The following is a 22,609-nucleotide window of genomic DNA, read 5'->3' as shown; positions in this document are numbered from 1 at the left end:
ACTAACGCTCAAATAGCCAGCTAAAGGGACGGATTTTTCTTGCTTTTTGCAGGCCGAATTTTTTGATGCTATGCAGCTTGATGAACTCCTCGGCCTGAGAAATATCGTCGGTGATCAGAAAAAGACTGAGGTCAGTTTCGCTTATTGTCCCATTCTCCCTCATTTCAGCAATATGGCTCAATAGATTTTTGTGAAACTCTTTTCCAAATATGATTACCGGGAAATCATGGATTTTGCGGGTCTGGATCAGCGTGAGGGCCTCAAAGCACTCATCAAGCGTCCCATATCCGCCAGGAAGGACAACGAAAGCAAAAGAATACTTTACAAGGAGCACTTTACGGGTAAAAAAATGATTCATGTTGACCCACCTATCCAGATAAATATTGGGTTTCTGTTCCCTGGAAAGCGAGATATTGCAACCCACCGAACGCCCACCTACATCTTTTGCCCCCCGGTTCGCGGCCTCCATCAGCCCCGGTCCGCCTCCGGTCATGATGGTAAATCCAAGCTTTGCAAAAACAGTGGCTGCTTTTCTAGCAAATTGGTAGTGCGGATGATCCTGGGAAAAACGCGCCGAACCGAAGAATGTAATACAGGGACCAACAAAATGGAGGCCCCTAAACCCTCTTATCAGATCGACCATTGTTCTGATGACAAAAACGAATTCCTTTATTCTGGAATGCGGACCTTCCAGAAATTCAATCTCTGATTTACTATTCATGTTTTTGGTTAAATGATATGTTGTCAATTCTATTAAAAACGGTGCAAATTATCTTCTGAACTGCCTGAAATCATGGATATTAGTGTAGAAAGAAAATTTTAGAACAAGCGGTATATATTTTTGTGGTTAATTCCCACAATCAGAATCATTTAACTGCCTACGATTTTAATAAAAGTATCTTTGTCCGAAATTTTCTACCTGTGCCTATTGGTCCGGACGTCAAGGGCCATGTACAAGGGGCAAAACCCGAAGATTCCGGTCCACAAAAGAATACCTGCAATACTGATCAGCGCCAACTCGGCACTTGCATTAAAAACACCAAGGATGTATGCGGGCAATATGGCAAGCGCCAGCAGCGTCCTTATTGCCCTATCCAATAAACCTATATTTGTTTTCATTTCCATCGTCCTAATTTTTACAAAACAATTTCGATTACTGCAGGCATTTTATTGCCTAACGCATAAGCAAAATCAGGGTCTGCAGCAGATTTCAATAAATAATATGAAACCCTATTCGCCTGACCGCCAAATTCGCTGAAAATACTTAAAGCTTAAATGAGCGAGGTCATGGGTGATGATGATTGTTGATCTATCAAAGAAAGGTTATGGATAGAACTGAATACTTCAGGTAACGTTAATCATTAACACCAATGATCTTAATCAGCCGAGCAACTGGCCAGTATTGCTAATTTTAGAAGTATACTCAAATTAAGCCAATGCAACATAGATTCAAATCTGACCAGGGCGGTTCAACAGAAAATGCTACTGGCGTTTACCTAGCATCCTTCGGTGCGGCACAGACCGTGACCGGGTCAAAACATATCCTTTATACCCCAGATGTGGATATTCTCATTGATTGTGGACTTTTCCAGGGGATCAAGTCGCTAAGAATAAAAAACTGGGAAGCGCCAGGTTTTGAAATTGAACGCATTGGTGCCTTATGCCTTACCCACGCCCACCTGGATCATTGCGGTTATATCCCAAGACTGGTAGGGGCAGGATATAGGGGGAAGATATACATGACCGCTCCCACCCGGGAGCTCACCGAACTTATTTTAAGGGATAGTGCAAAAATCCAGGAAGAAGATGCGTGGAAGGCTAACCGTTATGGCTATTCAAAACACCATCCTGCAAAGCCGCTATACACGCTGACCGATGTAGAACGTTGCCTGCATCAGTTTGTAACTATTGAGCCCGGGGTAGAGATCAATATTGCAAAACAGGTGAGTATGAAATACATGCTATCGGGCCATATTCCCGGGGCATGTTCCATAACGTTTACCGTATCTGACAAAAAAGTGCTCTTTTCAGGAGATATTGGGCGCACGCACTCAGCTTTTTTGGATGCTCCTCAGCACGGAGCGCCCGCGGATGTGATTATTATGGAATCTACTTATGGGGACAGGCTCCATGGAACGCAGGAGGCTGAAAGCGAACTGGAGGATGCCATCAACAGCACCCTTGAAATAGGCGGAAATGTGATGATACCTTGCTTTGCAGTAGGCAGAGCGCAGGAAATCATCAGGATTCTATATTTGCTCAAACAGGCGGGCAAAATCCCGCTGTCCCTGCCGGTTTATCTGGACAGTCCTATGGCTGCTGCTGCATCCGAAATCTTATTGCGTTATCCCGAGTGGAGTACCTTGAGTGAAAATGAGTGCAGGATGATGATGAAAGGGCTTATCATTAATGAGAAACATGAAAACACGATCGGCATCATCAAAAACAAAAAAAGCAAGATAATCATTGCAGGCAGTGGGATGCTCTCCGGTGGCAGGATCCTGGAGTACCTAAAACATTATGCCGGAGACAAGCGTAACTGCCTTATACTTTCCGGTTTTCAGGCTGAGGGTACCCGTGGGCGGGCACTGCTGGAAAAAACCCATGAGATACGCATAGACGGGCAATATTTTCCGGTACGGGCAAGGACGGTTTCGCTGAACAACCTTTCAGCTCATGCCGATCAGCATGAACTTATTGAATGGCTGAAATCATCGTCAAAAAAAGAAACCCAGGTCTTTCTGGTACACGGAGAACCCGGGGCCCAGGAATCCCTAAGGGTTAAGATAAGGGTTACGCTGGGCTTTGAGGCCCGAATTATCCGGGAGGACGAAAAAATGAAGTTATTCGATATCCTAAACGCGCTGGCTAAAAAAAAGACCAGTAAACTAGCTAAATAAGCAGCATGCTAAGTAAATACTGCTAAATGGAAAAACAGTACACTAATAAGAAAAACAAAATGGAAATACTGACCAGCCAAAGCACTTTTGTGCTCAGTGATGAACTCTTAGAGAAAATGGATGCGTACTGGCGCGCAGCGAATTACCTCTCTGTCGGACAAATCTATCTTTATGATAATCCGCTACTCAAAGCACCTTTGCAGTTGTCTCACGTAAAACCGATGGTGGTGGGACACTGGGGAACCTCCCCCGGGCAGAACTTTATCTACGTGCACCTAAATAGGGTGATCAAGAAACATCATTTAAACATGATCTACATATCTGGTCCCGGACATGGCGGACCTGCACTTGTTGCCAACACCTATCTGGAGGGAAGTTATAGTGAAGTTTATCCGGACATCAGTGAGGATGAACAGGGAATGAAAAAGCTTTTTACCCAATTCTCCTTTCCCGGAGGCATCTCCAGCCATGTTGCGCCAAGTACGCCGGGATCAATACACGAGGGCGGAGAGCTTGGCTATTCACTGAGCCATGCCTTCGGAGCAGTTTTCGATAATCCGGACCTAATCGCCGCATGTGTTGTCGGGGATGGAGAAGCGGAGACCGGGCCGCTGGCAACAGCCTGGCATTCCAATAAGTTTCTTAATGCGAAAAGTGACGGAGCGGTATTGCCCATCCTGCATTTAAACGGTTATAAGATCAGCAATCCAACCCTACTTGCACGCATTCCGCATGAAGAGCTCGAACAGTTCTTCCGCGGTTGTGGATGGAAACCCTATTTTGTTGAAGGATTTGAAGCTGGGGATATGCACCGCAAAATGGCATTGGCTATGGAACAGGCCATCAACGAGATCAGGACATTTCAGAAAAATGCCAGAGAAAAAGGAGATGATAAAAGGCCTTTGTGGCCAATGATCATCCTTCGCTCGCCAAAAGGATGGACGGGACCAAAATCAGTAGGGGGATTAAAAAACGAGGGGACTTTCCGCTCCCATCAGGTCCCCATACCCGTTGACCAGGCACACGCCAGCAATGTAGAACTTTTAGAACAGTGGATGAAAAGCTACCGTGCGGAAGAACTTTTTGATCAAAACGGAAGGCTTATTTCTGAACTGGCAGAACTCTGTCCAACAGGCGATAAACGCATGGGTGCCAATCCCCATGCCAACGGAGGGCTGCTGCTCAGGGAAATCAGGTTACCGGATTTTAGGAATTTTGCATTGCAAATCTCTTCCCCGGGCAGCGTTCAGGGACAGGGTACTGTAACATTGGGCAATTATTTATCAGGCGTTATCAAACTTAATGGAAAGAATTTCAGGATATTCGGCCCTGATGAGACCTTATCAAATCTATTGGGTGCGGTATTCGAGGTAAGCGACCGCCAGTGGGATGCACAGGTTATGGAGGAGGATGAATTTCTCTCCCCTTCCGGGCGCATTCTGGATGCCCAGCTCAGTGAGCACCAGTGCCAGGGCTGGCTTGAAGGATATTTGCTCACGGGCAGGCATGGCATGTTCAACAGTTATGAAGCCTTTATCAGGATTGTGGATTCGATGTTCAGCCAGCACGCCAAATGGCTGAAGGTAACCCGGGAACTTCCGTGGCGAAGAGATATCGCCTCACTAAATTACCTTCTGGCCTCGCATGTATGGCAGCAGGACCACAACGGCTTTACCCACCAGGACCCCGGATTTTTGGACCATGTGGCCAGTAAGAAAGCAGACGTAGTGAGACTGTATCTTCCACCTGATGCAAACTGCCTGCTGAGTGTAATGCACCATTGCCTTGGCAGCAAAAACTACGTAAATGTCGTTGTTGCGGGTAAGCATCCCCTGCCCCAGTGGCTGGGAATAAAGGAGGCAGAAATACATTGTGCACAAGGCATTGGTATATGGCAGTGGGCCAGCAATGATCAGCAATCAGGCCCCGATATTGTAATGGCGAGTTGCGGGGATACGGTAACACTGGAGCTGCTTGCAGCAGTATCCATTCTTAGAAAACACTTTCCGGAATTGAAGGTCCGAGTGGTAAATGTAGTAGATTTGATGAAAATGCAGTCTGAGCTTGAGCATCCGCACGGACTTAGCGATGCTGACTATGATTCCATATTTACCTTAGATAAACACATTATATTCAACTTTCACGGTTATCCATGGCTGGTACACCGCCTGAGTTACAAAAGGGCAAACAGGAACCTACACGTTAGGGGCTACATTGAAGAGGGTACCATAACAACCCCCTTTGATCTCAGGGTACAGAACAAGATTGACCGCTTCCATCTGGTCATCGAGGTAATTGACAGGTTGGGAAATCTCGGAAGCAAAGGCGATTACCTTAAGCAACAGCTTCAGGATAAACTCCTTGAGCATAAGCATTACGTACAAAGATACGGAAAAGATATGCCCGAAATCGCTGGTTGGCTTTGGGGTGAATAGCACTTATAAAAAAGCGGCAGGCAGTTGTAGAAATCATCAACTGTCTGCCGTTGTTATTATGAATAATCCCTATCAGGTTTTCAAAGAATATTTTAAGCTGCAGAAAGAAAAGGTTGATTTTAATTTTATCACGCTTCTTTTTCAATATAACCCGGAGGAAATACCAATAAGGGTGTGGTGGTATATCTGGCAAAACGTTTGGTTCTGCTTCCGCTGAATATTTTATCGAGTAGATTATGCTTCCTATGAAGCATCGAGACAATGTCAATATCTTCCTGTTCGGCTATCCATTCGAGCCCCTGATCGATATTGCTGTTCCAGACCGGTTCATAGCAGATTTTATTGTAACCTGTAAGTATTCTTATCTGGTCGATAAAATCCTCACCGATAGATTGTATATCAGTGTTGAGGTCCTTTCTCATTTCAATGATATGCAGCACGCAGACTTCAGCTTTAAACCATAATGCAAGCTTACAGAGGTATTCCAATGGCTTTATATCTTGCGGCGTGAGTGAGCCGGCATAGACTATTTTCTTTATCCCGTGGTATCGGGCACCGAAAGGAATAAGAAGTACGGGGCGATCACCTTTTTCTATGATGGCCATACTGTTACTGCCCAAGATGAAGTTCACAAGTCCGCCCGCTCCAGACAGCCCCATTAAGATAAGGTCAGTATCAATCTGTCCGGAAATCTGCTTTATGACAGAAATTACCGGGCCTTCAGCGCAACGGTAATCTATCGTAGGACAGCTGCCCGGGTCATCTGAGCAGGAGTCATCGAGTAGTTTTTTGACCATGAGGTCGAGTTCACCTCCGATATTCCCTTCAAGATCAGCAGTATCTATAACCGGCCATAAACCGTTTTCAGAAACAGGTACGGGAAGGACAAAAGCATTGACGATAGTTACCCGTGCATCTAACACCTTCGCCATGGAAATGGCATATTTTGCCGCATTTTCAGCGGGGGCCGAAAAATCGGTCGGAACAAGGATTTTTTTCATTTTTTCTTATTGTTTTAGCTTCGGTGAAAACCGCATTTAAGTTCAGCTGCGATGGTTAAGTTATTTTCCATTGCTTGATTGACTATCTTGCAGGGCTTTTCCAAAGTTAATACCTGAAGAGCATGCAGGAAGATGATCCGGATTGGTCAAAACAATGATTTAAGACATCCAGGAAAGAAAAAATAAGCGCTGATCCCTTTATCACACAGATTACTTTTTTAGGAAGACGAGAAAATTAAAAATATTGTTGCCCGAGCCATTAGAGGTGATTTTGATCAGTACTCCCCCTGATTGTGCTCATTGGGCGGGCATCCCCGCCAGGATATCTTTATGAATATGGTTATAGCCTGTATAGAGAGATGAATAAACCAAAAAAGAGTAAAAACCTGATAACTTCTTTTAAGCATTCGATTGCAGACTTTTTTGAGGCTACCGGCCAGCTCTCTGCTTTTATCGGCAAGTTCTTCCGCGTAGGCTTCCGTCCGCGTTATGAGCATAAGGAGCTGCTCAACCAGTGTTATCTCATTGGCTACAACATTCCGGTGAGTACTTTTATCGAGCGGGGAAGGCCTGCATCGGTCATTATCGAACTTTCCCGCTCCTGGAATGCAGACATGATTGTTTTGGGTACCCACGGCAGAAAAGGGCTTTCTCATCTTTTGATGGGAAGCGTAGCAGAAGAGGTGATGCGGAATTCGAGCAAACCACTCGTCATCATTCCCATATCTGAAAAACGATGATCGAAATCCAAAAGGAAGGGGTTCTGCTCTACCCTACAGATAAGCCCTTTGAATCCAGGGCGGTACTTAACCCTGCAGTTCTTCAGGAAGGAGAAAACATCGTGATGCTGTACCGGGCCGTTAATGCATCCGGCATCTCAACGATTGGCAAATGTATATTTAAAGGCCCGCTCGAAATCATCCAAAGAGATAAAACACCACTTCTAATTCCTTTAGGCGAAGAAGAAAGTGCGGGAATAGAAGATCCCAGGCTGGTAAAAATTGATGACACATATCTTTTAAGTTATACCGCTTTTGACGGAATGAATGCACTTGGTGCAGTTGCGGTATCTTCAGACCTGGAGACTTTTGAACGTTATGGCGTTATTGTCCCCAAAATTGTTTTTCCAGCTTTCAGAATGCTTGCGGAACAATCAGGGGTATTGAATCCAAAATATGCCAGGTATGCTCATGACAAGACCCTTGCCAAGGACAACAAGCCTCTTCTGGTCTGGGATAAAGACCTGGTTTTCTTTCCAAGAAGGATAAATGGCAAACTATATCTCATGCACAGGATAAAACCGGATATACAGCTGGCCAGTGGGGATAATCTGTCGGATTTTGATAAGCCTTTTTGGGAAGATAACCTGAAACACTTTCAAACGCATATCCTGCTGCGTCCGAAGTTCGCTCACGAGGTAAGCTATATTGGTGGCGGATGCCCACCGATCGAGACCGAATGGGGCTGGCTGGTGATCTATCATGGGGTATGTGATACGCCCGATGGCTATCGATATAGCGCCTGCGCTGCACTGCTCGAGCTTGACAACCCCGAGCGGGAAATCTCCCGTCTGCCCTATCCGCTGTTTTATCCTGAAAAGAACTGGGAACGTGATGGCGAGGTCAACGATGTCTGTTTCCCTTCAGGCGCAGCGGTATTTTCGGGAAGACTCTACATTTATTACGGGGCTGCAGACTCCTGCATCGCCTGTGCCTCGATTGACCTCAAAGGTCTTTGCGTGGAGCTCAGGCGTTTCCGTGATCTATAAAGGAGTATGATGATTGTCATCTTGAGCCTCTGGATAAAAATCCTATCGTGTGGACACACATCTTTGTTAAGATAGATTTGTGTTTGTAACCTCTTTTCCTAAAGCGATCGTCATGCTGACCTGTAGCGCAGCGGAAAGCTACGCAGTAAATTTATTTCAGCATCTTTCCTGCTATTAAAAGATCGTGCTATAAAGATTGCTTCGTCTGCTGAAAAAGCCTTCTCGCAAAGACGATACCTCGCAACCTATCACTGCAAAAAAACTCTGTCATCCCTGATCAGCCGACAAGAAAGCATTTGCCGGTAATTGATTAAAATTCCCGGAAAGTTTAATTATGCAACTTTTCGTCTAACCTTGCGGGATAGAGGCTAGTAGCGAAACCCTGGGGAAAGATCATTAGGGGTAGCCTGGTTCTGGAAATCATTCTTAAGGTTTTATCTCCCCCGAAGAGCTCTCCTATCATACTGTGCTTTTTGTGTACCATTGCCAGCATATCCGCTTCACTGTTTTTTTCCAAAACCTCCAGCGCCTCCTCAAGGGTATCCTTTTGTTTGTGCCTATAAAAAATCTTAGGGTAATCAATTGCCTGGGCTACCTTGTCCAGAAATTTTTTCTCTTTCTGCAAAAACTTTCGTCCCTTCTCAGCGGATAGCCTGTTATGAAAAATAAGCAGATCTGAATGATAAGCAGATGCAATTTCAGCTAAAAAATTGAGCGCTGTGATTTCACTATCCCCAAAGTCAGTAGCGAAAACAATCTGCCGGAGTGGTACAGGGGGAAAATCCATGGGAACAAGCAGCACAGGCACACTGGCCCATTTGATCAGCTTACGGATCGTACTTCCGGGCAAAGTTCCCAAATATCTTTCCTCAGGCTTGATGCCCATAACAATCATACCCATATCCTTCTGGTTGAAAAAGGATTTTATCCCGGCGGCAGGAACACCGATTGTTGAGAAAACCTCGATGGACGGCTTGAAGCCATCAGCGCACAACTGGTTTGCCTCCAGGTTAAGTTTTGCCGCGAGTGCAGACAATCTCCCCAATGAATCCTTTTCGGCAAGGTCATATAAGCTGTCCTGCGAAATCATAGTCCCGTCTGCTACCATTGGTAAAGCGACGGAGTAGATGTGTACTATGGCCAGGTTCATTCCGCATGAGCAGCCCATCCGTAGGGCATAATCTGCAGCAGAAGCTGCTGCCCTGGAAAAATCTGTCGCAATCAATATTTTATACCTCATAACCAGATCTATTTTGAAGATATAAATCTGATAAAACCAAGGCTGGAAGCAGGTGAGGGAAATCAGCGGTACCGATGATACTGAAAATAAATCAACAAAAGTCAATGGACAGGATTATTACCGGAGATGACCATTATCATCAATAAATCAAATTTCGCCCCCTAGCTTAGCAAGATGAAAACAATACTGGTCATGACCGATTTTTCCAGGGCCGCTAAAAATGCAGCTCAAACCGCTCTAGGCATTGCTGAACATTTCGGGGCTGAGCTCCTGCTGCTGCACAGCTATCACCTGCCCCAGATTATTCTCGCTGAACCTTTAAAAATGGACTATAAGGAAATGGAGGAGAAGGCTAAAATTTCGCTTGAAAAAGAAAAGGAAAGGCTTTTAAAACAAATGAAAACTCGTCAACAGTACATCAGAATTCACACGATAAACACCATAGGCCCGATATCTGAGGTACTTTACGACATTCAGCAGGGCGAAAAACTAATACTGGCGGTGATGGGCAGGCACAAAAGGCATAAAAGTAATTTTCTTTTTGCAAACCATATCCATATTGCCATGCGAAACAGCGATTGCCCACTGCTTATATTATCTTCCAGTGAATTCCTTCCAGATAAGTGCAGGATAAACTTCGCTTCCGACCTCAATGAAAAGGACATCGCTCTGCTTGAATCCATTGAGAAGATCCGCAAAGCGTTCAAGGCCAGCCTTTCACTCAGTTACGTAATGGAAAGCCGCGGGCTAGTTGCTGATTTTGATGAAGAGGACCGTATAACATCTTTTCAGCGCGTTTTGCAGAAAGATAAATTCAGCGATATCCCCTTTCATCTTCTAAAATCCAATGCCATCGCCAGTGAAATCAACCGGATGTTTCCTCCATCGAAAGATAATCTTTTACTCCTTGTCAACAGGACCCATGGGTTGCTTCATGAGATTTTCCATTCTTCTCAATGCCGTGCAATTATTAAAAAGCACCACGGAGCCATACTGGTCTTACCCGAGCTTTGGAAGCCTGCATGCCAGCAGTAGCCAGGTGCAGGAGTATCGGAACAGTTTTAAACCCGCTAGCTTGATCCAGCCCTTGCAATTTCGAAGCCGATAAAATCATTGCTTCATCCGTGCCGGGAAAAACAAACAAAGAGCTAGTAGTAGTCTGATTAAATCAAATTCCTTTTAAAAATAATGTGACTACCATCATTGCCCCATATGACACCGGTCATTAATAAGTGTAAAAAAAGATACAATTTTAGCTATCTGTACTCCTCAGTTGAATAAAAGCTGCTCATGAGCGGGCAATGTACACCTCAGGAAAATACCGATGATTAATTGTTGTATATTTATGAAGTAGGCTAATATGTCTTTCAACCAAAAGATGAACAAAACCACGGGAATTGGTTTCGATCCCTTGTTTGATAATGCCTCTATGGGTATTATCGTTGCTGATGACAGGGGCCAAATTGTGATAACCAATCCATTTTTAGAAAAACAATTTGGTTATAGCCCGTTGGAACTTAGCGGAAAGCCGATTGAAGATCTTATTCCAAGCAGGTTTGCAGATAAACACCAGCAGCATGTTAATGGCTATATCAAACACCCGCGGTCGCGGCCGATGGGGCTGGGACTTGATCTTTTTGGACTTAGAAAAGATGGAACGGAATTTCCTGTAGAGGTTAGCCTGAGCAGTTATCAAACAGATCAGGGAAAATTTGTCATCGGTTTTATAAGTGATATCTCGGCAAGAAAAAAAGCGGAGCTGGAGCTTAAAGTCTTAAACGAGCAGCTGGAGGCCAAGGTTTTAAGCAGGACACGCTCACTGACAAGCACGATAAAACAATTGGCAGAGCTTATCACCGAAACCGAGCTAAAGGATGTAGAGCTCAATAGGGCAAACACTTTTTTGCGGAGTATTTGGGGTCATGCAGAGGTTATCCTATATGTTACCGATTCGGGCGGAACGATAAAGATGTTCAATCCTGCTGCCGAACGAGAGCTGGGCTATGTTGCCGAAGAAATCATCGATAAGCTTAGCCCCTCAGTTTTTCATCCTGCTGAAACACTTAAGCAAAGCGCGGTCGAACTTAAAAAATCACTTAAGTTAACTGTTGCTGCCAACTTTGAGGCACTAAAAATAAAAACTGATCTCGGATTGGCGAATGAACGGGAAATTGAATGCCTGAGAAAGGACGGAAGCCGTTTTCCGGCATCACTTACCATTACAGCGATGCATACACCAACCGGGGATACCGAAGGCTATCTGGGGATTGCGATGAACATTTCTGAACGGAAGAAAGTTGAGGAAAAAATTCTCCAGAGCCTGAAAAAGGAAAGAGAGATGAGTGAGTTCAAGTCGAGGTTTGTCTCAATGGCCTCCCATGAATTCCGGACCCCTTTGAGTACTATACTCTCTTCTGCCTATCTGATATCAAAATATACCACAGAAAATCAGCAGGAAAAGCGGCAAAGCCACGTGAACCGGATAGCCGCTACAGTACAGTCTTTAACCGATATATTAAACGATTTCCTATCCCTTGAGAAAATTGAGGAAAACAAAGCCGAACCGCATTACAGCACTTTTGAGCTAACGGATCATATCAAAAACGTTATTACAGAAATAGAAACACTGAAAAAGAAAGGTCATATTATCCAGTTTTCTCATCAGGGAGAAACCCGCGTGTATTTAGATCAGGTCATGCTCAAGCACATTATCATCAATCTGCTTTCCAATGCCATCAAGTTTTCCCCTGAAAACAGCCACATTCATATATGCAGTTCAGTTGACCAAAATCAGGTAACGATAAAAATCAGTGACAAAGGATTGGGCATTCCTACGCAGGATATGCATCATCTCTTTGAAAGGTTTTTTCGTGCAAGCAATGCCAACAATATCCAGGGAACAGGACTGGGCCTGCATATTGTCTCCAGATATGTGGGGTTAATGGGCGGAAAAATTTCCTGTAAAAGTGAACTTGGATCGGGAACGGAATTTACTATTGAATTTGTAAAAACAAAACAAACTGAATTATGAAACGGATTTTAGTTATCGAGGACAACCGGGACATCAGGGAGAACCTTTCAGAGATCCTTGAGCTGGCCAACTATAAAGTCGATCAGGCCGAAAACGGAAAGCAAGGTGTAGAAATCGCCCTTCAGCAACGGCCGGACCTGGTACTTTGCGATATCATGATGCCCGTTCTGGATGGCTATGGTGTGCTGCTTATGCTTCAAAAAAACCAGGCAACTGCCAACATCCCCTTTATCTTCCTTACAGCCAAGTCTGAACGTACTGAGGTGAGAAAGGGCATGGAAATGGGCGCAGATGATTATATCATAAAACCTTTCGACGGGACCGATGTAATCAATGCCATAGACGGGCGGTTGCGCAAAGCGGCTTCCCTAAAGGAAGAAATTGCCCCGGGGATAAACGGCATGGACAGGCTTATCATGCTTAACGATGGAAAAGACCATCTTGATTTACTCAAAGAAAACCGCAGCCAGAACCAGTACAAGAAAAAACAGATTATTTATACTGAAGGAAACCTCCCTTCCAAGTTATTTTACCTGAGCAAAGGAAAAGTCAAGACTTACAAACGAAACCAGGAAGGAAAAGAACTCATCATGGGGCTTTATAACCAAGGCGATTTTTTTGGATATCTGCCTTTGCTTGAAGGCAGAAATTACCGCGAATCTGCGGAGGCTTTAGAAGATACCGAGCTTGCTGTGATTCCCCGTGCGGAGTTTGAGCAACTGATGGGCAGTAACCCACAGGTGATGAAAAAATTCATTTCCGTTCTTGCAAAAAATCTGATTGAACGTGAAGAACACTTACTGGCTACGGCATATAACTCCCTCCGCAAAAAGGTTGCAGATACACTCGTCACCCTTTACGAAAAATACAATCCTCAACAGCAGCAAACCTTTGAAATTGACCTGACAAGGGAAAATCTGGCCGCTATTGCAGGGGTTGCCAAAGAGTCCATGATCAGAATGCTTGGCGAGTTCAAGGATGAACGGCTCATCCGCATTACCGATAGTGTCATCCATATAGAACAGATCGATAAATTAAGAAACATGCACAACTGATCTTCGGTTCCACGATAAATCTAGGCCAAACCGGCCTAAATATCTTCAGCTATTGCCTTAACACCGGAAATCCTTTTTGCTGCAGCAATTTTTTTAGAATAGCAATCTACCTCCCCCTGATAATGTCACGATACCATCTTTCACCGAAACACCAATTTCGGCTGAATTAACAGAGGTTCTCACTTGAGTTCACCGAGAACATCTTTTTGAATCTAATTGTCTGTTTTCATAACTTTTAATATAAAGTGTACTATTTAGTTTGAATAACCAAAGAGCGCAATTACATCCCAAGCCTTCAAGAACCCTGCTCAGTGAAGCGGATGATACTCATCAGGGAGATGAAAGGACAGGGAATCAAAATCCGCGGGTCTACAAATTCAATGGGCGGTGGGGGAAAATTTCTTTCCAAGAACCAGGCGTGCGGTTCTGATCCTGGTTTTTACCGTTCCGATGGGCTGGGCAGTTGCCTGGGAAATTTCACGGTATTTATAACCTTCATTATACATCGTTATCGCCTGCCTGATGGGATAAGGAAAACTGTTGATCACCCGATGAACATCATCGGAGATCAATTTTGAGAAGACAGTGCTTACCGAACAGCTATTTCTGGAGGCTATTTCAATCTGCGTATGGTGTTCCATCACTCTTGAAGTTCTGTTGACCCTGTTAATAAAGGTGTTCCTCATGATGGTATACAGCCATTTGCGAATATCGGTGTCCATACTAAACTTCTCATAGAAACGCAATGCCTTGAGCAGGGTATCCTGAACCAGATCCTCCATTTCGTCTTTCTCATTGACAAAATGACTGGCCATACTTTTTAAGATTTTGACTTCTGCCAGCAGCAGTTCTTCAAAGGATTTACGTTCGGTAAAAGAATTAATCGGCTTTTCCATGTTTTACATTTTAATGCCAAAATCAAAAAAACAATTTGTTTCCTCGATGATTTCACTCATGCGCTTCAATGATGTGAATGATTAAATATAAGCCGGCGTCAAGGGATTACCCTATCCTAAAACCCGGCTTAAATTCATCGTCTGTTCAGGAAATCTTCACCTGCTTTTTTTCCGAAGAGAGCTTACCAGTCTTTCTAAGTGTCAACGAGAGAATACCATCCCTGTATTTGGCGCTTATATGTTCTGGAGAAACATTTTCAGGAAGGCTGAACGCCCCGCAGAACGAAGTGCGTGAGAATTCTCTTCTCAAATAATTTTCCTCATTGCCCGTTTCATGCTCGGCAAGGATATTGAGTACTCCATCTTCAACCTTTACAGAGAAATCTTTTTTTCGAAACCCGGGCGCGAGCACCTCAATTTTGAATTTGGTATCCCTTTCTATAACATTTACGGCCTTCTTTGGCTCATTAGGCTCATCAAAGAATTCAGGATCCCAAAAATCCTGTACCATGGAGCTTATCTCTTTTTTGTTTAAATTTTCTGTAACTGACATAACTTTTTTTTATAAAGTTAACCTGTCTTAAACAGGGTTTAATTGATACCCGTCATTATCTGCTATGAGTTTGCTCACCGGTTATTATGCTGCCTGTGGGCATTTTTCAACAACGGCAATTAAAAGGATGCCCATCCTATAATCCGATGAAAAACCCATTATCTTATCTACTGCAAAACATCATCTCTTTTAAGCCTTCAGATCAAGATCATTGCCAGAGGTGATAAAAATCATAAAAATATAGGGATAAACTACTGAAATTGATAGTGATCTGGGATAGCTTTAGAGAAGAGAAAAAAGCTGCGTTAAAAACCAGGGGAAAAAGATGAAAAAAATTATGGTAACCACCGATTTATCTGATAATTCAAAATCAGCTGTACGCATGGCACTGCGATTGGCCAAACTTAAAGGCTGTGCCTTAAGTGTGGTGCAGGTAAATCATATACCCAAACCTTTTAGCTGGACACAGGAGGCTTACAGCAAGTTTTTAAAAAAGAGCATGGATAAGCTCACCGGAGAACTCAGCGCCTTTGTTTCTGCAATCTGCCGTTCCATCGATCTCGAACCTTTCAGGTTCAAATCTGTGGTGCTTAATTCAACGGAGGTGGTTGATGCCTTAATTGATTATGCCCAGGCAGAGAAATTCGAGTATATTCTGATTGCTACCCGCGGAGCAGGCATGGTAAAAAAACTTTTCGGAACCCATACCAGCAGACTATTGGCCAGTTCCAAAATCCCGGTGATCGTAGTGCCCAGTAAATACCGCCACAGGAAGATAAAAAATATCATCTATGCAACAGACCTTCAGAATATTGAGCGTGAGCTTCCACATTTGGTTGATTTTGCATCTCCCCTTGGTGCAGAAATCCAGATGATGTATATGAGTCTACCGTTTGAAGGCATGAGCAACCCTGAAGAGCTTGAGTTAAGGATGAGAGAAAAATATAGTTATCCAATAACATTCATCCCGGTTAAACGCAACATAGAAAGGTCGGTAATAGCAGATATCCATCAGACCATAAACAAAGGGCATAACTCCATTCTTGCACTTTTCTCTCATCACGACCGCTCTGGATTTGACAAACTCCTGTTTCCCTCCAATGCAGAACAGTATTCATTCTATGCAAAGGTGCCTTTATTGGTTTTTGCCAAACATGAATAATGTTGGCTGTATACTGAAAACCTTATTGAGAAGATGTTATTTACCTAGAAAGTCAAAACACGATGTTAGGAGAACTAAACGATCGACAGATCGAAAACCTTTTGAGCAGTCAGATTACGGGCAGAATTGCATGCAGTAATGACGGCGTTCCGTATATTGTTCCGATAAACTATTATTTAGATGGAGAGAAAATCTTACACATAATGTAGATGTAAAAAAGATTTCCATCATGTACAAAAACCCCTGAGGTATGCTTTCAGGTTCACCAGATCACAAACATTTTCAATTGGCAACGCGTGATTACATGGGGACTTTTTGAGGAGATTTCGGACATGGAGGAAAAGAGCAATTGCATGGAAGCATTAAAAGTGCGTACTCAGCCTTTTTCAGCCCCGGTAAAAAATAAGTATCCTGAGTTTTTCATATTAAAGTGTCTTACCATGTGGCAGATCTTCCGAATCATTGAGGCATCATCTCCCTTTAACGGTTGTGCGCAACCAGCAGCGAACATTTGCATTGGGTAATCAGACCGTCTGCTATACTTGGAATAAACCAACGGGATGTACTTCCCCTGCCATACGCGCCGGCCACAGTCAACGCCCCCGGCCCAAGTCCCTGCACGTAATCAATGGCTGACTGCTTCTCGGGCCCGGATATGCAGGTATAGATTGCACCCGGGCGATGGCATTCCACCAGGGCTTTTATTTTTTCAAAATCTGGAATTTCCGACTTCGAATCGGAACTTGTAACATACAGAACTTCTGTGGATGTATCCTCCTCTGCGTCGAAAAGCGAAAAAAACAATTTGATGGCATATACCGACCCGGGTTTGCCGTCGTAGAGAAGTACAACGTGGCTGGGACTTTCGGTGCGTTCATTAAGGAGGAGTACGGGGCACCTGGAATCTGAAAGCAATTGTCTGGTAAAAGTTGAGGGCAACTGTGTCCCTATGGTGCTGAACCTTTCGCCTTTAGCGATGAGGATCAGATCGGCGAAAGTACTTTCCTTTAGCACCTCATCAATAGTAATACCCTCGGGGTGGCTAATGGAATAACTTATCTTTGCCTTTTTGCATCCATCGGCAAACAGCTTTCGTGACCTGGCCCTTTTTTCGGCCTCCTTAGCAACGGCATGTCTGATCTTTACAGCAGAAATGCCGTTTTTTCCAAGCAGCTCAGCAAAATCATACTCGTGATAAAGAAAAGATTCCGGAAAAATACCCACCAGATGTGCGTCCGATTTCTTACAGTACCCGATAGCGAAGTCCATAGTCGATCTTGCAAAGTCCAAACCATCAAAAACAGCAGTAATTCTTTTCATTGTTTTTATATTTTTAATTAAAGATAGACTCCGCAAAAATGAAAAGTAATGACCGCTGTCATGCCTGGTAATGATACTTTACGATAAAAAACGGAACATATTAGCCTTCTTTTAGCACAAGCCTTTGACAATGCCCAAAATAAAAAAGCGTAATTTTAAACAGTCATTTACTGTTTAAAAGAAATGTTCATCTTTTTGAAATTTTTCCGGAAAAATCAATAGCGGCTTTTTTTGTGCTGAGATGGCGGTCTTTAAAGTATTCTTTTTAAAAATGGAAACAAATATAGGTCTATGGTGCTCGGAAAGGGCAATCCAGCCCGCTTCTAGAATTTCGCTCCATTGCTCCAGCATACCAAATATCTTACCCCCCATTAAATGCCTGTAGGTCAGGTTTTTTTTACCCAAAAGCTTCATCTCATCAACAAACCTTTGTTCACGCGCTATTTCTTCAGGGTGGATGCCGCGCTCGCTTTTCACGTGTACAACTTCTATGGAAAATCCAAGCCGTTCCCCAAGAAAGGAAAGATAACTGCAGGCAGCAAGATCATTCTCATTAAAATCGGTTGCGAATATAACTTTCGTATTTACTTTTATGCTCTGGCTACCCGGGTTTAGAATCAGCACCGGAACGCTTGAAGCTTGAATAACTGCACGCACTGCATCCCCAAAGAGAATGTGCGAAAGTACTCCGGACTGCCCTGCTCCCATCATCACAAGAGCAATATCTTTACCGATGGTGTATTCTTCTACCAGAATTCCAAGATCCCCTTCAGTTAACACCGAACTGATTTGAGGACGGCGGGCGTTTCCCGGTAGCGATGCGGAAACCTGTTCGATTTTTTCAATCAACTCTTTAAAGGCCTCTCGGTGATCATCATACGCATCGCTATACCATTTGGCTTGATAAGATCCGGCATCAAGTGAGGGAACATAAGGTACGCCATTGTATAGGTTTAATACCTGTAAATTGCAGCCGGTCTGGCTGCACATATTTACCGCCATGGTGTAAATATGTGTATCATCTTTGCTGAGATCAGTGAGAAAAAGAATATCTTTCATTGGGATTATATTAATTTACTTTTTTTACGAGTAAAACTACCTGCATCGGAGTATTAAAGAAATGAGCAATATCATTCCTGATAATGATCTTGGGGAGTATGTTTGGTTCAGCTCCGTGGGCTAAGGTCTCAAGCGCGCATGACCGGGCTCATATTCAACAAGGGTGCGGGTCATGGTGTTCCGCCCAGGAGTGAAAAAGTCCACCAGATTACAGCTTACTCTTGGAGAGCTCATGACATCCAGGCACAACACGGTTTCATCTGTTTTTTACAGCCTTTTCGATCTCCACTGCGAGAAAAACGACAGTGGACAACACCCCGACAGTTAAAAATTCCATCAGGCTTAGCGACTGGGTATGAAAAACGGTCTGCAGAAATGGTAAATAGGTTATAAGGAACTGAAAGAGTAAAACGGCCACTACTGATGATATAAGGGGTTTATTCGAAAAAAAAACCTATCTTAAAGAAGGATTGATATTCTGAGCGGATGGCAAGTACGTGTCCCATCTGGCTCAGGCATAAAACGTTGAATACGATTGTTTGCCAATGAAGGCCCTGACTTATCGCCCATCGTTGTGCTGCTAAGGAGATGGCGGCCATAAGTACTCCAACCCATATCATGTGCAAACCTCTCCCATTGCCAAAAACACTTTCCTGGGCAGGCCTGGGCGGTCTTTTCATAATATTTTTTTCAGCTTTTTCAAAAGAAAGCGAAACTGCGGGCAAACCATCTGAGACCAGATTTATCCATAGAATATGTATGGGCAACAAGGCAATGGGCATGCCCAAAAGGGGGCCTAATAACAGAACCAATAGCTCGCTAGAGTTTGTGGTCATCAGGTATTTGATAAACTTAAGAATGTTGTCATAAATTTTCCTGCCCTCACGTATGGCCTTGATGATTGTTGAAAAGTTATCGTCCAGCAAGATCATATGGGCTGCCTCTTTAGAGACATCGGTACCTGTAATGCCCATAGCGATACCTATGTTTGCTCTTTTCAAAGAAGGGGCATCATTTACCCCATCGCCCGTCATTGCTACATAATGTCCTTTTTGCTGAAGGGTTTTTACTATCCTTAATTTTTGTTCGGGGGAAACCCGTGCATAAACCTTGATCGTTTCTATTTTTTCAAGCAACTGTTCATTGTTCATTGCCGAGAGCTGCTGACCGGTAATGGTAATATCCTTACTGGAATCGAGAATACCGATGCGCTCAGCAATGGTACTTGCTGTAAGCGGATGGTCACCAGTGATCATGATCGGCACGATACCTGCAGCCTTACATTCCCTTACCGCTTCAAATACCTCCTCCCGCGGCGGATCTATAATACCTGTCAAACCTAAAAAATGCAGGTCTCTTTCATGTACCGCACTACCGGGCTTTTCGGGCAATGCATTCCAGTAACGGTAAGCAAATCCCATGATACGGTCACCCTTTCTTGCCATAAGATCGACCTGCTCCTGCAACCTTAACTGATCGATACCTCTACATAGCGGCAATAAAACATCAGGCGCACCTTTGGTGAAAGAAACAATTCTTTCACCATCATGATGAAAGGTGGTCATCAGTTTACGGTCCGCATCAAAAGCGATTTCCGCTAAGCGTGGCCAAATGCTGCCTTTGATATTATACCCTGTTGCTACCGCCATTAAGGCAACTTCTGTACTATCGCCTATAATACTATTATCATCAGCCAACAGGGCATCATTGTTGAGCGCAAATGCTTGTAACAATAAACCGATATTGTCGTTCTCCCTGATAGCGGGCAGGGCACCAGGAGGATAAGACTGCCCGTTTATAAAAATCTCCTCTACATACATTTTATTTTTGGTGAGCGTACCGGTTTTGTCTGTGCAGATAAAGCTAACGGCGCCCAGGGTCTCTACGGCCGGTAATTTTTTGATAAGACAGTTAAATCGTATCATTCTTTTTGCAGCGAGAGCGAGAGAAATAGTGATCACCGCAGGCAATGCCTCAGGAATAGCAGCAACAGCGAGGGAGATACTGGTGAGTACCATCTTAACGGTATTTTCACCCCTGAACCATCCAGCAAGAAAGAAGGCTACGCATAAAAACAACACCAGCAGAGAGAGTTTTTTGCCGAAAGCGGCCATTCGCTGCTGTAAGGGAGTTGGGGGTTCGTCTTGCTGCAGCATGGCTGCGATACGGCCAAGTTCAGTTTCCATGCCGGTTGCAACCACCACAGCCTTTGCGCGGCCGTATGCAACAAAAGTCCCTTTGAATGCCATATTAATCTGATCACCCAAGGCCAATCCATCCTGAATCAAAGGATGGCTGACCTTGTCCACAGCATCGGATTCGCCGGTCAGGGCGGCCTCCTCAACCCTGATGTTTACCGAGGAGACGATGCGCACATCTGCCGGAACAGCACAGCCCGCCTCCAGCAGCACAAGGTCGCCGGGAACCAACAGCGTTGCAGGGAGCCAAACCGGCTTTCCATCCCTTAGCACCTTGGCCTGAGTAAGGGCCATATGCTTTAATGCCAGCATTGCTTTTTCTGCCCGGTATTCCTGAAAAAACCCTATCAGGGCATTGAGGATCACAATTACCAGGATAACAATGGTATCGGTGAGGTCTCCGATAATTCCGGAAATAATAGCTGCCGCAAGTAAGACCAATATCATTACATCTTTGAACTGAGCGAGCAAAATTCTCCAGGCACCGTTCTTTTTGCCTGCTGAAAGTTCATTTAACCCAAGAAGGGATAATTTTTCTTCAGCGTTAACTGAACTTAGTCCCTTTTTACCTGTTTCCAATAATTCAAATATTTCTTCTATGCCCAATCGGTACCAGTTCATATTTTCTGTTTAATTTTCAGTATTTAAATCTGTTGAAGCATTTGCCTGGATGACACAGGGATTTTAAAAAATCTTGCACTTAATTTCCCCATATCAGGGAGCTGATTATTGATTTACCCATTCCTTATGAGGCGGTATATTACAAGAAAGCCGAATAATTTCATGGCTATAAAACTCATTTTCCATATTTTAACACCATTGCCAGCTGCCCGGAATGATAGGCAGTATGTGATGCGATTCGCCCTAAAGCCTCTGCCCTGGTTTTTATTCCAAATTCTACTGTCGTAACGGATTGTTCCCAATAGTCCTCAGTCTGAAGTTCGATTATTTCTTTTAGGCTTTCAAAAGCATAGCCAAGAAAGTCCTTTAATGCGGTAAGGTTATTCCATTCACCAGTATCATGTTTGGCGATCAGGGTCGCAGCGTGTACGGTTATCCCTGGGGCTTTAAATACATTCTTTGCAAACAAAAGTTCTACCTCAGCAATGTGGCGCAATAAGAAACCCACAGAATTTGGTGATGGGGACAATGTTTTTTTTAGATCTTCGGTGGTAAGCTCCGTCAACTGATTGGTTAACCTGGTCCTGGCCTCCTGCCAGAGCTCAAGGAGTAATTGCGAGTGGGTTTTCAAATTATCTGTTTTTTTTTGGTTTTCATCCTTGCTGACTTTCAATCAAATTTAAGTCCTGCGAGGCTGATAAGCCATGATTGCTGTCACCGCTGGAGATGATCCGGGTTAATACCTTTGGCAAACCTGTTTTAAGTTTAAGCAGCGGGGAAGCAAAAAACCCTGCCAGGGCCTGAGATGAATTCGCAATTAGGCTTTATCAAAAAAAAAGTAAGAGCCTGTTTAAAAATTAAATAAAATTATTTCGTATGTCAGTCTGTCCAAAGGACTCCTGTGGAGAGCGTAGTTAAAGACCATTTCAGCGCATTAATAAAGCACTTCGACTCCGCTACCATTGACGTTATTTTGCAATTGCTTACTAATAAGATATTTGCGGCACTATGCATTTCCACCATGCTAGGCCATAGCACCGTATCCCCCGTTCCATTTAAATCCGGCCTAACAAATTTTTCGGGCTGCACTGTTCTGGCCGCACAACTGCTTTCAAAAGAAAACGGCGAAGCCCTCATGAATGCAGCTGAAAACAATAACACAAATGAATAAATTTTCAGCCGGCATTTTTTTGTTTTTTCATGGATCTTTATGTTTTCAATGGCATTCAAGCTAGCTGCGCTGGTCTTTTTGATACCAAAAAGAAAGAGCCCTTCGGCGGCGGTGAGCCGAGGCAAGACCGCGCCGTAGGATAAGAGAAAACAATTGTACGTCACTCATATTGATTTTAAACAATTAATTAACCCTCAGT

The 22,609-nt window shown here is 43.9% G+C and carries 21 protein-coding genes; 9 read left to right on the top strand and 12 right to left on the bottom strand.

Annotated elements, in window-relative coordinates; all coding sequences use genetic code 11:
* Nucleotide 1: 1 nt before the first annotated feature.
* Together EYS08_RS06770 and EYS08_RS06765 are read right to left on the bottom strand one after the other, a co-directional pair.
* Nucleotides 2-721, bottom strand: coding sequence for an LOG family protein (locus EYS08_RS06770; protein ID WP_131029293.1), 720 nt, complete (start codon nucleotides 719-721; stop codon nucleotides 2-4).
* Between the two features lie 194 nt (nucleotides 722-915).
* Nucleotides 916-1,119: a YgaP family membrane protein gene (locus EYS08_RS06765; RefSeq protein WP_131029292.1), complete on the bottom strand. Its 204-nt coding sequence runs from the start codon at nucleotides 1,117-1,119 to the stop codon at nucleotides 916-918.
* 317 nt (nucleotides 1,120-1,436) lie between these two features.
* Here EYS08_RS06765 and EYS08_RS06760 point away from each other — a divergent pair, with 317 nt between their 5' ends.
* Nucleotides 1,437-2,900 (top strand): MBL fold metallo-hydrolase RNA specificity domain-containing protein, encoded by a 1,464-nt coding sequence (locus EYS08_RS06760; protein ID WP_131029291.1) that lies wholly within the window; start codon nucleotides 1,437-1,439, stop codon nucleotides 2,898-2,900.
* 26 nt (nucleotides 2,901-2,926) lie between these two features.
* On the top strand, nucleotides 2,927-5,335 hold the full coding sequence (locus tag EYS08_RS06755) for a phosphoketolase family protein (RefSeq protein WP_244215874.1): 2,409 nt from the start codon (nucleotides 2,927-2,929) through the stop codon (nucleotides 5,333-5,335).
* 128 nt (nucleotides 5,336-5,463) lie between these two features.
* Here the strand turns inward: EYS08_RS06755 and EYS08_RS06750 are convergent, their stop codons facing one another.
* The gene (locus EYS08_RS06750; protein WP_131029290.1) at nucleotides 5,464-6,336 is read right to left on the bottom strand and encodes a universal stress protein; all 873 of its coding nucleotides are present in this window, start codon (nucleotides 6,334-6,336) and stop codon (nucleotides 5,464-5,466) included.
* Nucleotides 6,337-6,695: 359 nt separating this feature from the next.
* Between EYS08_RS06750 and EYS08_RS06745 the strand changes: the two genes are divergently transcribed.
* Both EYS08_RS06745 and EYS08_RS06740 read left to right on the top strand, forming a co-directional pair.
* Nucleotides 6,696-7,076 (top strand): universal stress protein, encoded by a 381-nt coding sequence (locus tag EYS08_RS06745; protein WP_131029289.1) that lies wholly within the window; start codon nucleotides 6,696-6,698, stop codon nucleotides 7,074-7,076.
* Nucleotides 7,073-8,104 carry a glycoside hydrolase family 130 protein gene (locus EYS08_RS06740; protein WP_131029288.1) on the top strand — a complete coding sequence of 344 codons (1,032 nt, stop codon included), beginning with the start codon at nucleotides 7,073-7,075 and terminating at the stop codon, nucleotides 8,102-8,104. The genes EYS08_RS06745 and EYS08_RS06740 overlap by 4 nt, the downstream gene beginning before the upstream one ends.
* Before the next feature lie 328 nt (nucleotides 8,105-8,432).
* On the opposite strand, the gene EYS08_RS06735 is transcribed toward EYS08_RS06740, so the two are convergent.
* Nucleotides 8,433-9,344 carry a universal stress protein gene (locus EYS08_RS06735; RefSeq protein WP_131029287.1) on the bottom strand — a complete coding sequence of 304 codons (912 nt, stop codon included), beginning with the start codon at nucleotides 9,342-9,344 and terminating at the stop codon, nucleotides 8,433-8,435.
* Between the two features lie 174 nt (nucleotides 9,345-9,518).
* Here EYS08_RS06735 and EYS08_RS06730 point away from each other — a divergent pair, with 174 nt between their 5' ends.
* The 3 genes from EYS08_RS06730 (at nucleotide 9,519) to EYS08_RS06720 (ending at nucleotide 13,430) form a co-directional block, all read left to right on the top strand.
* Nucleotides 9,519-10,379, top strand: coding sequence for a universal stress protein (locus EYS08_RS06730; protein WP_131029286.1), 861 nt, complete (start codon nucleotides 9,519-9,521; stop codon nucleotides 10,377-10,379).
* Between the two features lie 343 nt (nucleotides 10,380-10,722).
* A complete protein-coding gene (locus tag EYS08_RS06725) occupies nucleotides 10,723-12,375 on the top strand; it encodes a sensor histidine kinase (protein WP_165456393.1) in 1,653 nt (550 codons plus the stop codon).
* Nucleotides 12,372-13,430, top strand: a complete 1,059-nt coding sequence (locus EYS08_RS06720; protein ID WP_131029284.1) for a response regulator — start codon at nucleotides 12,372-12,374, stop codon at nucleotides 13,428-13,430. The genes EYS08_RS06725 and EYS08_RS06720 overlap by 4 nt, the downstream gene beginning before the upstream one ends.
* A 377-nt stretch (nucleotides 13,431-13,807) precedes the next feature.
* On the opposite strand, the gene EYS08_RS06715 is transcribed toward EYS08_RS06720, so the two are convergent.
* The gene (locus EYS08_RS06715; protein ID WP_131029283.1) at nucleotides 13,808-14,326 is read right to left on the bottom strand and encodes a sigma-70 family RNA polymerase sigma factor; all 519 of its coding nucleotides are present in this window, start codon (nucleotides 14,324-14,326) and stop codon (nucleotides 13,808-13,810) included.
* A gap of 145 nt (nucleotides 14,327-14,471) precedes the next feature.
* A complete protein-coding gene (locus EYS08_RS06710) occupies nucleotides 14,472-14,879 on the bottom strand; it encodes an Hsp20/alpha crystallin family protein (protein ID WP_131029282.1) in 408 nt (135 codons plus the stop codon).
* Between the two features lie 325 nt (nucleotides 14,880-15,204).
* Here EYS08_RS06710 and EYS08_RS06705 point away from each other — a divergent pair, with 325 nt between their 5' ends.
* Nucleotides 15,205-16,041: a universal stress protein gene (locus tag EYS08_RS06705; protein ID WP_131029281.1), complete on the top strand. Its 837-nt coding sequence runs from the start codon at nucleotides 15,205-15,207 to the stop codon at nucleotides 16,039-16,041.
* A 62-nt stretch (nucleotides 16,042-16,103) separates the two neighbouring features.
* Complete coding sequence (locus tag EYS08_RS06700; RefSeq protein WP_131029280.1) at nucleotides 16,104-16,250, top strand: pyridoxamine 5'-phosphate oxidase family protein; 147 nt, start codon at nucleotides 16,104-16,106, stop codon at nucleotides 16,248-16,250.
* Nucleotides 16,251-16,521: 271 nt separating this feature from the next.
* On the opposite strand, the gene EYS08_RS06695 is transcribed toward EYS08_RS06700, so the two are convergent.
* The 6 genes from EYS08_RS06695 to EYS08_RS06675 form a co-directional block, all read right to left on the bottom strand.
* A complete protein-coding gene (locus EYS08_RS06695; RefSeq protein ID WP_131029279.1) occupies nucleotides 16,522-17,361 on the bottom strand; it encodes a universal stress protein in 840 nt (279 codons plus the stop codon).
* A gap of 174 nt (nucleotides 17,362-17,535) precedes the next feature.
* Nucleotides 17,536-18,420, bottom strand: a complete 885-nt coding sequence (locus tag EYS08_RS06690; RefSeq protein WP_131029278.1) for a universal stress protein — start codon at nucleotides 18,418-18,420, stop codon at nucleotides 17,536-17,538.
* A 256-nt stretch (nucleotides 18,421-18,676) separates the two neighbouring features.
* Nucleotides 18,677-18,838 (bottom strand): cation transporting ATPase C-terminal domain-containing protein, encoded by a 162-nt coding sequence (locus EYS08_RS26625; protein ID WP_208745802.1) that lies wholly within the window; start codon nucleotides 18,836-18,838, stop codon nucleotides 18,677-18,679.
* A gap of 19 nt (nucleotides 18,839-18,857) precedes the next feature.
* Nucleotides 18,858-21,239, bottom strand: a complete 2,382-nt coding sequence (locus EYS08_RS06685; RefSeq protein ID WP_208745801.1) for a cation-translocating P-type ATPase — start codon at nucleotides 21,237-21,239, stop codon at nucleotides 18,858-18,860.
* Between the two features lie 175 nt (nucleotides 21,240-21,414).
* Complete coding sequence (locus EYS08_RS06680; RefSeq protein ID WP_131029277.1) at nucleotides 21,415-21,870, bottom strand: DinB family protein; 456 nt, start codon at nucleotides 21,868-21,870, stop codon at nucleotides 21,415-21,417.
* 248 nt (nucleotides 21,871-22,118) lie between these two features.
* Nucleotides 22,119-22,574: a hypothetical protein gene (locus EYS08_RS06675; protein ID WP_131029276.1), complete on the bottom strand. Its 456-nt coding sequence runs from the start codon at nucleotides 22,572-22,574 to the stop codon at nucleotides 22,119-22,121.
* Between the last annotated feature and the right edge of the window lie 35 nt (nucleotides 22,575-22,609).

The sequence above is a fragment of the Pedobacter kyonggii genome (assembly GCF_004310665.1).
GTDB lineage: Bacteria > Bacteroidota > Bacteroidia > Sphingobacteriales > Sphingobacteriaceae > Pedobacter > Pedobacter kyonggii.
Note: the sequence above shows the minus strand (reverse complement) of the source record. Positions and strands in the feature narration are given on the sequence as shown.

Coding starts and splice junctions, on each gene's coding strand:
- EYS08_RS06770 (WP_131029293.1), bottom strand. CDS start 721: ATGAATAGTAAATCAGAGATTGAATTTCTGGAAGGTCCGCATTCCAGA.
- EYS08_RS06765 (WP_131029292.1), bottom strand. CDS start 1,119: ATGAAAACAAATATAGGTTTATTGGATAGGGCAATAAGGACGCTGCTG.
- EYS08_RS06760 (WP_131029291.1), top strand. CDS start 1,437: ATGCAACATAGATTCAAATCTGACCAGGGCGGTTCAACAGAAAATGCT.
- EYS08_RS06755 (WP_244215874.1), top strand. CDS start 2,927: ATGGAAAAACAGTACACTAATAAGAAAAACAAAATGGAAATACTGACC.
- EYS08_RS06750 (WP_131029290.1), bottom strand. CDS start 6,336: ATGAAAAAAATCCTTGTTCCGACCGATTTTTCGGCCCCCGCTGAAAAT.
- EYS08_RS06745 (WP_131029289.1), top strand. CDS start 6,696: ATGAATAAACCAAAAAAGAGTAAAAACCTGATAACTTCTTTTAAGCAT.
- EYS08_RS06740 (WP_131029288.1), top strand. CDS start 7,073: ATGATCGAAATCCAAAAGGAAGGGGTTCTGCTCTACCCTACAGATAAG.
- EYS08_RS06735 (WP_131029287.1), bottom strand. CDS start 9,344: ATGAGGTATAAAATATTGATTGCGACAGATTTTTCCAGGGCAGCAGCT.
- EYS08_RS06730 (WP_131029286.1), top strand. CDS start 9,519: ATGAAAACAATACTGGTCATGACCGATTTTTCCAGGGCCGCTAAAAAT.
- EYS08_RS06725 (WP_165456393.1), top strand. CDS start 10,723: ATGAACAAAACCACGGGAATTGGTTTCGATCCCTTGTTTGATAATGCC.
- EYS08_RS06720 (WP_131029284.1), top strand. CDS start 12,372: ATGAAACGGATTTTAGTTATCGAGGACAACCGGGACATCAGGGAGAAC.
- EYS08_RS06715 (WP_131029283.1), bottom strand. CDS start 14,326: ATGGAAAAGCCGATTAATTCTTTTACCGAACGTAAATCCTTTGAAGAA.
- EYS08_RS06710 (WP_131029282.1), bottom strand. CDS start 14,879: ATGTCAGTTACAGAAAATTTAAACAAAAAAGAGATAAGCTCCATGGTA.
- EYS08_RS06705 (WP_131029281.1), top strand. CDS start 15,205: ATGAAAAAAATTATGGTAACCACCGATTTATCTGATAATTCAAAATCA.
- EYS08_RS06700 (WP_131029280.1), top strand. CDS start 16,104: ATGTTAGGAGAACTAAACGATCGACAGATCGAAAACCTTTTGAGCAGT.
- EYS08_RS06695 (WP_131029279.1), bottom strand. CDS start 17,361: ATGAAAAGAATTACTGCTGTTTTTGATGGTTTGGACTTTGCAAGATCG.
- EYS08_RS06690 (WP_131029278.1), bottom strand. CDS start 18,420: ATGAAAGATATTCTTTTTCTCACTGATCTCAGCAAAGATGATACACAT.
- EYS08_RS06685 (WP_208745801.1), bottom strand. CDS start 21,239: ATGAACTGGTACCGATTGGGCATAGAAGAAATATTTGAATTATTGGAA.